Raw genomic sequence first — 10,985 nt, 5'->3', positions numbered from 1 at the left:
CCGCGGCGAGGTCGTCGGCGGCGTCGCCGAAGCGACGACCGACGACCTCGAGCACGCGCTCGCCGCCGCCAGTGCGGCCGCAGCCAACTGGGCCGCCACCCCGGCTGCGGCGCGCAGCGAACGCCTGGAGCGCGCCGCGGCGCTGTTCGAACGCGAGGCCGACACCCTGCTCGCGCTTGCAGTGCGCGAAGCCGGCAAGTCGTGGGCCAACGCGGTGGCCGAGCTGCGCGAGGCGGTCGACTTCCTGCGCTACTACGCCCAGCAGGCGCGTGGCTTCGACCCTGCCAGCCACGTGGCGCTCGGTCCGGTGCTGTGCATCAGCCCGTGGAACTTCCCGCTGGCGATTTTCAGCGGCCAGGTCGCCGCCGCGCTCGCCGCCGGCAATCCGGTGCTCGCCAAGCCGGCCGAGCAGACCCCGCTGATCGCCGCCCATGCAGTGCGCCTGCTGCACGAGGCCGGCATCCCGGCTGCAGCGCTGCAGTTGCTGCCCGGCCGCGGCGAGACCGTCGGCGCCGCGCTGGTGGCCGATGCGCGCGTGCGTGGGGTGATGTTCACCGGCTCCACCGAGGTCGCCGCGCTGATCAACCGCAGCCTCGCCGCGCGTGGCGGCAAGGTGCCGCTGATCGCCGAGACCGGCGGCCAGAACGCGATGATCGTGGACTCCACCGCACTCCCCGAGCAGGTGGTGACGGACGTCCTCGCCTCCGCCTTCGACTCCGCCGGCCAGCGCTGCTCGGCGCTGCGCGTGCTGTGCCTGCAGCAGGACATCGCCGACGACGTCCTCCACATGCTGCAGGGCGCGCTCGCCGAACTGCGCCTGGGCAATCCGGCGGACGTGCGCGTGGACATCGGCCCGGTCATCGACGCCGGGGCGCGCGACGGTCTCGAGGCCCACGTCGCCGCGATGCTTGCCAAGGGCGCCCGCATCACCCGCCTGCCGCTGCCCGCCGCATGCGCGCACGGCACCTTCGTCGCGCCGTCGATCATCGAGATCGGTGCCCTGAGCGAACTGGGCCGCGAGCAGTTCGGCCCCATCCTGCACGTGCTGCGCTACCGCGCGTCCGAATTGGACAGCCTGATCGACGCGATCGACGCCAGCGGCTACGGCCTCACCATGGGGGTGCACACCCGCATCGACGAGACCGTGGAGCGCGTCGCCGCGCGCGCGCACGTCGGTAACCTGTATGTGAACCGCAACATCATCGGCGCGGTGGTGGGCGTGCAGCCCTTCGGCGGCGAGGGCCTGTCCGGCACCGGCCCGAAGGCGGGCGGACCGCTCTACCTGCACCGGCTGCTTGCGCGTACGCCCGGCCCGGTGCTGGCCGATGGCGCGCTCGCGGTGACCGACAGCGACGAAACCCGCGCCGCGGATGCCGCGTTCTCCGGCTTCCTGGAATGGCTGGACGGCGCCGGCCGCGGCCTGCTCGAGGGCGACGAGCTCGCCGCGCTACGCGACCGCGCCGACGCCTGCCGTGCGCGCCGTATTGCTGGCCTGCGCCTGGCGCTGCCCGGCCCCACCGGCGAGGACGACAGCCTGCGCTTCACCGCGCGCGGCACCATCGCCGGCGTGGCGGACAGCGCGGCCGCCGTGCTGCATCAGGTGATGGCGGCGCTCGCCAGCGGCAATCGCCTGCTGCTCGCCGACCGCGCCGCCGCACGCACGGTGCAGGCCGCGCTCCCCGAGGCGCTGCGCGCATACGTCGCGGTGGATGCCGCCTGGTTCGACAAGGCGCTCGGCGCGGTGCTGTTCGACGGCAGCGACGCCGAGGCCGACGCGCTGCAGGTGCGCGTCGCCGGGCGCAGCGGCCCGATCCTGCAGCTGCTGCAGCCCTGCCCCGACTACGACCTCGGCCGCCTGGTGCACGAACGCACCCTGTCGATCAACACCGCCGCCGCGGGTGGCAACGCCAGCCTGATGGCGATGGGGGCATGAGTGTGCGCGATTCGCGCCCGCACCGCGGCAGCGCTGGCAACCCGGCGAGGAGTGGACCTGCCCGCAGGAGCGACGCAAGTCGCGATCTTCAGCGCACGGAATCCGGCGCGGCGCCATCGGAGCCGCTGCATTCGCGACTTGTGTCGCTCCTACGGAAAACCAACGCACTTCCGGATGCCCCCGGAGGGGTGCTGGATGACAACGAACCTGCGCGGTAGTCGCAGCTAGGGCCATCACGGATGGCAATTTTGAAAAATTCGCTTACCTTTGCCGGACGCAGATGGCCCCATTTGGCGCCGTCTGCCCCGTCCAAGGCCCAAAACCACAACCACGAAGGAGACGTTTCATGAAAAAGACCCTGCTCGCCACCGCCGTCCTCGCACTCGGCGGCTTTTCGAATGCCGCCCTGGCCGACCTCGCGGTCGCCATCGCCGGTCCGATGACCGGCCAGTACGCCTCCGCCGGCGACCAGATCCGCAAGGGCGCGGAGATGGCCATCGCCGACATCAACGCCCGCGGCGGCGTGCTCGGCCAGAAACTGAAGCTCGAGGTCGGCGACGACGCCTGCGACCCGAAGCAGGCGGTGTCGGTCGCCAACACCATGGTCAACAAGGGCATCGTGTTCATGCACGGCCACTGGTGCTCGAGCTCGACGATCCCGGCCTCCGAGGTCTATGTCGAGGCCGACATCCCGATGGCCACGGTGTCGACCAATCCGCAGGTGACCGAGCGCGGCCTGAAGAACGTCTTCCGCATCATGGGTCGCGACGACCAGCAGGGCCTGGTGGCCGGCGGCTACATCGCCGACCACTTCAAGGGCAAGAAGGTCGCCGTGGTCGACGACAAGAGCGCCTACGGCAAGGGGCTCGCCGACGAGATGGCCAAGGCGATGGAAGGCAAGGGCCTGAAGCCCGCGCTGCGCGAATCCATCACCGCCGGCGAGAAGGACTACTCTGGCATCGTCACCAAGCTCAAGCAGGCCGGCGTCGAGGTCATGGCCTACGGCGGCTACCACACCGAGGTCGCGCTGATCCTGCGCCAGGCCCAGGCCGCCGGCCTGCAGCTCACCGTGATGGGCGGCGACACGATGACCAACTCCGAGCTCGTCACCGCCGCCGGCCCGGCCGCCGACAACGTGATGTTCACGTTCTCGCCCGACGCGCGCAAGAACCCGGACGCCGCGCCGGTGGTGGAGAAGTTCCGCGCCGCCAAGACCGAGCCCGAAGGCTACGTGCTCTACGCCTACGCCGCGATGCAGCTCTTCGAGCAGGCCGCCACCACGGCCAAGAGCACCAAGTACGCCGACCTCGAGAAGGCGATGCGCGGCGGCAGCTTCAAGACCGTGATCGGAGATCTCGCCTTCGACGCCAAGGGCGACCAGAAGGCGCCGGGCTTCGTGGTCTATCGCTGGCAGGGCGGCAAGTACGACTACGCGAAGTAAGTCGCAAGCCCGTCCCACCCGAGTCTTCGGCGCCGCAATCGCGGCGCCGGTGTCCGTGCCCCCGTCGGCCAACAAGGAGACAGGGGGCCGGCGACGGGTTGCGAGCGACGACTTCCGATCCAGCGCGTCATCGCGGCTTGCGCCGCGCCTACAGGGACGCGGCCCCGAGCGGGATCCGCGCCATCCGCACCGCCACAGCAGGAGACATCGTGGCCTATGCACTCCAGCAACTGATCAACGGGCTCACGCTCGGCGCCATGTACGGCCTGATCGCCATCGGCTACACGATGGTGTACGGCATCATCGGCATGATCAACTTCGCCCATGGCGACATCTTCATGGTGAGCGCCTTCATCGCGGTCACCGCCTTCACCATCCTCGCCGCGGCCGACGTCACCTCGATCCCGCTCGCGCTCACCTTCGTGCTGATCGTGTCGATCTTCTTCACTTCGGCCTACGGCTGGGCGGTCGAGCGCACCGCCTATCGCCCGCTGCGCGGCTCGACCCGGCTGGCGCCGCTCATTTCCGCGATCGGCATGTCGATCTTCCTGCAGAACAGCGTGCAGCTCACCCAGGGCGCACGCGTGAAGCCGATCCCGCCGGTGCTCGAAGGCGGCATCGTGCTGTGGGAGGCGCCGGGCTTCACGGTTCAGATCGGCTGGAGCCAGATGCTGATCATCGTCACCACGGTGATCCTGATGAGCGCCTTCACCTGGATGATCACGCAGACCCCCTTCGGTCGCCAGCAGCGCGCCTGCGAGCAGGACCGCACCATGGCCGCGCTGCTCGGGGTCAACGTCGACCGCACCATCTCCTACACCTTCATGCTCGGCGCGGCGCTCGCCGCGGTCGCCGGGGTGATGGTCACGGTGTATTACGGCGTGGTGGACTTCTTCATCGGCTTCCTCGCCGGCATCAAGGCCTTCACCGCGGCGGTGCTGGGCGGCATCGGCTCGCTGCCGGGGGCGATGCTCGGGGGCCTGCTGATCGGCTTGATCGAATCCTTCTGGGCCGCCTACCTGTGGGCGGAATACAAGGACGTCGCCACCTTCGGCATCCTGTGCCTGGTGCTGATGCTGCGCCCATCCGGCCTGCTCGGCCGGCCTGAAGTGGAGAAGGTCTGATGAGCGCCGTCGTCTTTGCGCGTCACGCGATGACGCCGGCCGAGCGTCTGCGCGACGCCGGCTGGGTGGCCTTCGTCGGCCTCATCCTGGGCATCCCGCTGGTCGGCCTCACCACGGTGGACGTGGGCGGCCGGCTGGGCGTGGAGACCCGCTTCGGCCTGCTCGCCGCAGCCGTGGCCGCGGTGTTCGCCGGCCGCCTGCTGCTGCGCTGGGCGATCGACCAGGCGCGCAACCGCAAGCAGGAACGCGACCGCGCCAGCACCGCCACCGCCGCCGACCGCGCCCATGGCGCGCAGCGCGTGGTGAACGTGCTCGGCTGGGTGGCGCTCGGCGCCTCGATCGCGCTGCCGATCGTGTTCTCCGACAACCGCTACGTGGTCGACACCGCCACCACGGTGCTGATCTACGTGATGCTGGGTTGGGGCCTCAACGTGGTCGTCGGCCTCGCCGGCCTGCTCGACCTCGGCTACGTCGCCTTCTACGCGGTGGGCGCCTATTCCTACGCGCTGCTGTCGACCCAGTTCGGCTGGAGCTTCTGGGAGGCGCTGCCGGTATCGGGCGCGCTCGCCGCCAGCTTCGGGATCCTGCTCGGCTACCCGATCCTGCGCCTGCGCGGCGACTACCTGGCGATCGTCACGCTGGGCTTCGGCGAGATCATCCGCATCATCCTGGTGAATTGGACCGAATTCTCCAACGGCCCCAACGGCATCAGCTCGATCCCGCGCCCGAGCTTCTTCGGCCTCGATTTCACGCGCAGCGCGCCGGAAGGCGGGCAGACCTTCGCCGGCTTCTTCGGCCTCGAATTCTCGCCGATGCACCGCCTGATCTTCCTCTACTACCTGATCCTGGTGCTGGCCCTGCTCACCCACGCCTTCGTGTCGCGCCTGCGCAAGCTGCCGGTGGGGCGCGCCTGGGAGGCGCTGCGCGAGGACGAGATCGCCTGCCAGGCGATGGGCATGAACACCACCAACATCAAGCTCTCGGCCTTCGCCATCGGTGCCATGCTGGGCGGCTTCGCCGGGGTGTTCTTCGCCGCGCGCCAGGGCTTCATCTCGCCCGAGAGCTTCACCTTCACCGAGTCGGCGATCATCCTCGCCATCGTCGTGCTCGGTGGCATGGGCTCGCAGATGGGCGTGGTGCTGGCGGCCACGCTGCTGGTGCTGATCCCCGAGTTCGGACGCAACTTCGCCGAGTACCGCATGTTGCTGTTCGGCCTGGCGATGGTGCTGATCATGGTGTGGCGCCCGGGCGGCCTGCTGTCGCACCGCGAACCGACGGTGCACCTGAACGCGTCGGGCAAGACTGCCGCGACGAAGGAGGCTGCGCGATGAACACGCCCGCAACCCTGCTGTCGGTGCGCAACCTGACCATGCGCTTCGGCGGCCTGACCGCCATCGACGACCTCTCGCTGGAAGTGCCGGCCGGCAAGATCACCGGCATCATCGGCCCCAACGGCGCCGGCAAGACCACGCTGTTCAACTGCCTCACCGGCTTCTACAAGCCCACCACCGGCACGCTGCGCCTGGCCCACCCCACGCGCGGCGAGATGCGCCTGGAGTCCCTGCCCAGCCACCGCGTCGCACGCGACGCCCAGGTGGTGCGCACCTTCCAGAACATCCGCCTGTTCCCCAAGATGACGGTGCTGGAGAACCTGATCGTCGCCCAGCACAACGTGCTGCAGCGCGCCTCGAAGTTCTCCATCGCCGGTATCTTCAAGCTCCCCGGCTACCGCCAGGCGGAGCGGCAGGCGATCGAACGCGCGGCGATGTGGCTCGAGCGCCTCAAGCTCACCCACCTCGCCGACGACGCCGCCGGCGACCTGCCCTACGGCATCCAGCGCCGCATCGAGATCGCACGCGCGCTGTGCGTCGATCCGGTGCTGCTGTGCCTGGACGAACCGGCCGCCGGCCTCAACCCGCGCGAGTCGGCGGAGCTGAACGAACTCCTGCTCTACCTGTGCGGCGAGATGGGCATCGCGATCCTGCTCATCGAGCACGACATGAGCGTGGTGATGAACGTGTCCGACCACATCGGCGTGATCAGCTACGGGCGCAAGATCGCCGAGGGCACGCCGGCGCAGGTCAAGCACGACCCGCAGGTGATCAAGGCCTACCTGGGCGAGGACGAGGAAGAAGAAGTGACTGGAGGGGCCGCGGCATGATGCTCAAGATGGAGGGCGTGCACGCCCATTACGGCCACATCCACGCGCTGCGCGGCATCGACGTCGAGGTCCAGGTGGGCGAGATCGTCACCCTGATCGGCGCCAACGGCGCCGGCAAATCGACGCTGATGATGAGCCTGTTCGGCAACCCCAAGGCCAGCGCCGGGCGCATCGTCTTCGACGGCGAGGACATCACCCGCGTGCACACGCACGAGATCGCCCGCCGCGGCATCGCCCTGGTGCCGGAGGGCCGGCGCATCTTCCCGCGCATGACGGTGATCGAGAACCTGCAGATGGGCACCGCGCACGCCGACCCGGCCAACTACGCCGCCGACACCGCGCGCGTGTTCGCGATGTTCCCGATCCTGCAGGAACGCCAGGCGCAGCGCGCCGGCACCCTGTCGGGCGGCGAGCAGCAGATGCTGGCGATCGGCCGCGCGCTGATGAGCCGCCCCAAGCTGCTGCTGCTCGACGAGCCCTCGCTCGGCCTGGCGCCGATCTACATCCGCAAGATCTTCCAGATCGTCAGGGAGCTCAACCGCGACCACGGCATGACCATCCTGCTGGTCGAGCAGAACGCCAACCAGGCCCTGCGCGTGGCCGATCGCGGCTATGTGCTGCAGCACGGCGAGATCACCCTCGCCGGCACCGGGGCGGAACTGCTGGCGAGTCCGGAGGTGCGGGCGGCGTATCTGGAGGGCGGCCACGCCTGAGAGGCGCGTGAGGCGTGCGACGCGAGAGGAATGGCGCCAACCGGGGCCGCTCCGCGATCAGACGAAACGCCGCGGTTTCGACGCGATGCGGCACAATCGCGCCGCATCGCGTCGGGTAGGAGCGACGCAAGTCGCGATCGGGTAGTGCCGCAGCGCCGTCGCGATTTCCGCCCGCTGCAATCGCGACTTGCGTCGCTCCTACGGAAAACCGCCACGCCTCCGGAAGCGCCCGAGTGCCGGCACACATGTGCCGTCCCCGCGAACGGTTCGAACACGCATCGCCACCGGTCGAAGCCCCTCAGGGTGCTCTCGACCCACCTCACCCACCAATCGCCCCTCTCCAGATGTCCCACACCCCCCAACCCGCCCGCTGGCTCCCCTTCGTCGTCCTCGGCATCGGCCTCGCCGCGATCTCCTTCGGCGCCATCTTCGCCCGCCTCGCCCAGGCCGAGGGGGTGAGCTCGCTCGCGGTCGCGACCTGGCGGCTGGGCTTCGCCGCGCTCATCATCACGCCGGTCGCCTTCCTGCAATCGCGCCATGAGCTCGCCCGCCTCACCCGCAGGCAGATCGGCATGGCGCTGGCCGCGGGCTTCTTCCTCGCGCTCCACTTCGCCACCTGGATCAGCTCGCTCGAATACACCTCGGTCGCCTCGAGCACCGCGCTCGTCACCACCAACCCGCTGTGGATCGGCCTGGCCTCCTTTCTCATCTTCCGCGAGACGCCGACGAAGATGATGATCGGCGGCATCGCGCTGTCCTTCGCCGGCAGCCTGTTCATCTTCTGGAGCGACAGCCAGACCGCCGGCGCCGGCAGCAACCCCATGTTCGGCAACCTCCTCGCGCTCGTCGGCAGCTGGTGCTTCTCCGCCTACCTGCTGATCGGCCGCCGCCTGCGCGCCGGCCTCGGGCTGCCGGCCTACATCTGGCTCGCCTACGGCGCCGCGGCGCTGTTCCTGTTCGCCGCCAGCGGCGCGGGCGGCGTGGAACTGTTCAGCCTGTCGAACACCGCCTGGCTGGTGCTGCTGGCGATGGCGCTCGGACCACAACTGCTCGGCCACACCGCCTACAACTGGTCGCTGCGCTACGTGTCTGCCACCTTCGTCGCGGTGGTCACGCTGGGCGAGCCGGTGGGCAGCGCGCTGATGGCCTTCCTCGTCTTCGGAGAAGGCTTCGCGCCGCTGCAGTTCGTGGGCTTCAGCCTGCTGCTGGTGGGCATCTACCTGGCGGCGAAGGGCGAGAGGGCCGAGAAGGGCGCGGGAAGCGATTGACGAGGCGACCGCAACGCATCGATCCCGAAGCGGCGGCGAGGAGCGCGGCGCTGCCGAAGCCCGCGCGCCGGCCTCTCGGCGTCACTGCAGCCCGGCGGCGCCGCGCTCGGACACTGACGCGTCGTCGAGGCCCAGGCGGCCGATCGCGGGCAGACGCAGGCCGGGACGGTTGAGATCGAGGCCGAAATTGAGCCCGAGGACGTTCAGCTCGATGCCTTCCTGCACGCCCACGCTCAAGCCCAGCAAGCCGAGCAGCGAGAACTGCACGCCCGACCCCGAGGGCGACACGCCCAGCAGACGCGTGACGGGGCGATAGTCCTTGCCGATCGCGTTCGCCGGCAGGTCGAGGCGCAGCGCGGGCACCTCGCGGCCGATGTGGGCGAGGAAGGTGTTGCTGTTCGGGCCCGGATAGCTGCGGTACTCGTCCGCGTGCGGGTAGCTCGCCACCGCGGCCTCGATCTGCCCGATCATCGCCTCCACGCCTTCGCCGCGGTGCTCGACCAGCACCCTCGGCACGGCCCCGAACCAAAGCCCGTCGGGCAAGGCGTAGTTGCGCCGCACCACGTTTCCACGCCCCCAGCCGATGACGTCGTAGCGGGTGTAGACGGTGTCGCCGGCACGCTTGTAGATGATCCACGGATGCACCGCGAAGTAGCCGCGCCAGCCGTAGGTGGCCGCGGCATACACCTGCACGATCGCGGTATCCGCGAAGCGCTCGGGGTCGGGTGCGATGCCGGCGGAGTGGCGCGCCGCGCCGCGCCAGCCGCCCTCAGCGCCAGACGCCGCGGGACGCGGATCATTGGCGAAGCTGAGCCCCACCGCAAGAAGCAGCAGGACGGCAAGGATGCGCAAGCCGATCGAGAGGGTGTTCAAGCGGTTTTTCCTGTTGCGGGGCCGCAAGGCCAATTGTGCTTCGATCGCCGCTCGCGCATCGAGTTCTACGCCGGCGCAGCCGTCGTTTTCATTCTGAAAAGTTATAAACTTTTTCTTTGAAAGACGTTTCGAGTATTTCAGCTTTCCCGTATTCTGCGGCGCATCATGGCAGCGCCGCGCAGTCCGGCGCGCCGGCCCCCAGCAAACGGAACCGACGGACGACACGACCATGCTGAAGAAACTCGCCCCCCTTCCCCTGACCATCGCGCTCGCCGCCAGCCTCGGCTTCGCCACGCCCGCCTTCGCCAGCACCACTGGACAAAGCCCCGCCGCCGCGGTGGCGACGACCGCCGCCCCCGCCCCGCTGCTCCAGCCGGCCGAACTGAAGACCCTCCTCGGCCAGCCCGGTGTGCGCGTGCTCGACATCCGCGCCGAAAAGGACTATGCCGCTGGCCACGTGCCCGGCGCGGTGAACACCCCCTATGGCAAGTATCGCGGCCCGAAGGAAAATCCCGGCCAGCTGCCCGCCGAGGCCGCCCTGACCCAGCTCCTGCAGGCCGCCGGGGTCGATCGCGACACCCACGTGGTCGTCGTGCATGCCGGCAGCGACCACACCGACTTCGGCGCCGCGGCGCGCGTGTACTGGACGCTCAAGGTCGGCGGCCTCACCCGCCTGTCCATCCTCGACGGCGGCAGCAAGGCCTGGCAGGCCGCCGGCGGCGCGCTCGAGACCGCCGCGCCGCAGGTCGCGCCCAGCCAGTTCAGCTACCGCTACGACCAGGAGCAGGTCGTCACCAGCGAGGAGCTCGCCGCCGCGGTCAAGGCCGGCAACGCACCGCTGCTGGTCGACGCTCGCCCGCCCAAGTTCTTCGCCGGCGAGACGCGCACCGACGCCGCCGCGCGCTACGGTACGCTGCCGGGCGCGAAGTCGTTCGACAACGCGCAGTTCTTCCCCCAGGGCGGCACCACGCTCAAGCCGGCGAGCGAGCTCAAGGCCCTGGTCGCGCAGTCCGGCGCCGCCGCCGCACCCGCGGTGTCCTTCTGCAACACCGGCCACTGGGCCGCCACCAACTGGTTCGTGATGTCGGAGATCGCCGGCAACAAGGCGGTCAAGCTCTACCCCTCCTCGGTGGTGGAATGGAGCCAGTCCGAGCTCCCGATGGACAACCAGCCCTCGCGCCTGAGCGCGCTGGTGCAGGACGCCAAGCGCGCGCTCGACAAGTAAGGCGGACGCGACGATGCGCTGGTTCTTCCGATTCCTGCTGGTCTTCGGCGCACTCGCGGGCGTGCTCGCGGTGACGCTGGCGGCTGGCCTGCGCCAGGGCCTGCTCGCGCTGCTGGGCGTTGGCTTCGGCGCGGTACTGCAGGGCGCACGTTTCGGCTTCACCACCGGCTGGCGCGACATGATCGAGCGCCGCGACCCGCAGGGCCTGTGGGCGCAGATGCTGCTGATGGTGCTGGCAGCGGCGCTC

At 69.7% G+C, this 10,985-nt stretch carries 9 protein-coding genes and 1 pseudogene; 9 read left to right on the top strand and 1 reads right to left on the bottom strand.

The annotated features are described in order from the left end of the window. The 7 genes from C665_RS15480 to C665_RS15450 all read left to right on the top strand — a co-directional run. Positions 1 to 1,933, top strand: a 1,933-nt coding sequence (locus C665_RS15480; protein WP_004321588.1) for an L-glutamate gamma-semialdehyde dehydrogenase, incomplete at its 5' end; no start/stop codon positions are given. 346 nt (positions 1,934 to 2,279) lie between these two features. Then, entirely contained in the window at positions 2,280 to 3,374 is a 1,095-nt protein-coding gene (locus tag C665_RS15475) for a branched-chain amino acid ABC transporter substrate-binding protein (protein ID WP_004321586.1), read from the top strand. A gap of 209 nt (positions 3,375 to 3,583) precedes the next feature. Further along, the gene (locus tag C665_RS15470; protein ID WP_004321584.1) at positions 3,584 to 4,498 is read left to right on the top strand and encodes an ABC transporter permease subunit; all 915 of its coding nucleotides are present in this window, start codon (positions 3,584 to 3,586) and stop codon (positions 4,496 to 4,498) included. Beyond that, positions 4,498 to 5,829, top strand: coding sequence for a high-affinity branched-chain amino acid ABC transporter permease LivM (livM, locus tag C665_RS15465; RefSeq protein ID WP_004321583.1), 1,332 nt, complete (start codon positions 4,498 to 4,500; stop codon positions 5,827 to 5,829). Before C665_RS15470 ends, livM begins: the two co-directional genes overlap by 1 nt. Next, on the top strand, positions 5,826 to 6,659 hold the full coding sequence (locus C665_RS15460; protein ID WP_004321581.1) for an ABC transporter ATP-binding protein: 834 nt from the start codon (positions 5,826 to 5,828) through the stop codon (positions 6,657 to 6,659). Before livM ends, C665_RS15460 begins: the two co-directional genes overlap by 4 nt. Further along, positions 6,659 to 7,372, top strand: coding sequence for an ABC transporter ATP-binding protein (locus tag C665_RS15455; protein WP_004321579.1), 714 nt, complete (start codon positions 6,659 to 6,661; stop codon positions 7,370 to 7,372). Before C665_RS15460 ends, C665_RS15455 begins: the two co-directional genes overlap by 1 nt. 344 nt (positions 7,373 to 7,716) lie before the next feature. Next, positions 7,717 to 8,640, top strand: coding sequence for a DMT family transporter (locus C665_RS15450; protein ID WP_004321577.1), 924 nt, complete (start codon positions 7,717 to 7,719; stop codon positions 8,638 to 8,640). An 81-nt stretch (positions 8,641 to 8,721) separates the two neighbouring features. Here the strand turns inward: C665_RS15450 and C665_RS15445 are convergent, their stop codons facing one another. Continuing rightward, positions 8,722 to 9,513, bottom strand: coding sequence for a DUF3750 domain-containing protein (locus C665_RS15445; RefSeq protein ID WP_004321575.1), 792 nt, complete (start codon positions 9,511 to 9,513; stop codon positions 8,722 to 8,724). Positions 9,514 to 9,742: 229 nt separating this feature from the next. On the opposite strand from C665_RS15445, the gene C665_RS15440 reads away from it, so the two are divergent. After that, on the top strand, positions 9,743 to 10,738 hold the full coding sequence (locus tag C665_RS15440) for a sulfurtransferase (RefSeq protein ID WP_004321574.1): 996 nt from the start codon (positions 9,743 to 9,745) through the stop codon (positions 10,736 to 10,738). 13 nt (positions 10,739 to 10,751) lie between these two features. Continuing rightward, a pseudogene (locus tag C665_RS15435) lies at positions 10,752 to 10,985 on the top strand (YeeE/YedE family protein); the annotation flags it as partial.

Origin of the sequence: Thauera aminoaromatica S2, assembly GCF_000310185.1 — a bacterium.
In the GTDB taxonomy this organism is placed as follows: Bacteria; Pseudomonadota; Gammaproteobacteria; order Burkholderiales; family Rhodocyclaceae; genus Thauera; species Thauera aminoaromatica.
The sequence above is the reverse complement of the archived record's forward strand: the minus strand, read 5'-3'. Positions and strand labels throughout refer to the sequence as shown.

Excerpts from the sequence above, each read along its gene's own strand:
- C665_RS15450 (WP_004321577.1), top strand. The coding sequence starts at position 7,717 with ATGTCCCACACCCCCCAACCCGCCCGCTGGCTCCCCTTCGTCGTCCTC.
- C665_RS15475 (WP_004321586.1), top strand. The coding sequence starts at position 2,280 with ATGAAAAAGACCCTGCTCGCCACCGCCGTCCTCGCACTCGGCGGCTTT.
- C665_RS15440 (WP_004321574.1), top strand. The coding sequence starts at position 9,743 with ATGCTGAAGAAACTCGCCCCCCTTCCCCTGACCATCGCGCTCGCCGCC.
- C665_RS15460 (WP_004321581.1), top strand. The coding sequence starts at position 5,826 with ATGAACACGCCCGCAACCCTGCTGTCGGTGCGCAACCTGACCATGCGC.
- C665_RS15455 (WP_004321579.1), top strand. The coding sequence starts at position 6,659 with ATGCTCAAGATGGAGGGCGTGCACGCCCATTACGGCCACATCCACGCG.
- livM (WP_004321583.1), top strand. The coding sequence starts at position 4,498 with ATGAGCGCCGTCGTCTTTGCGCGTCACGCGATGACGCCGGCCGAGCGT.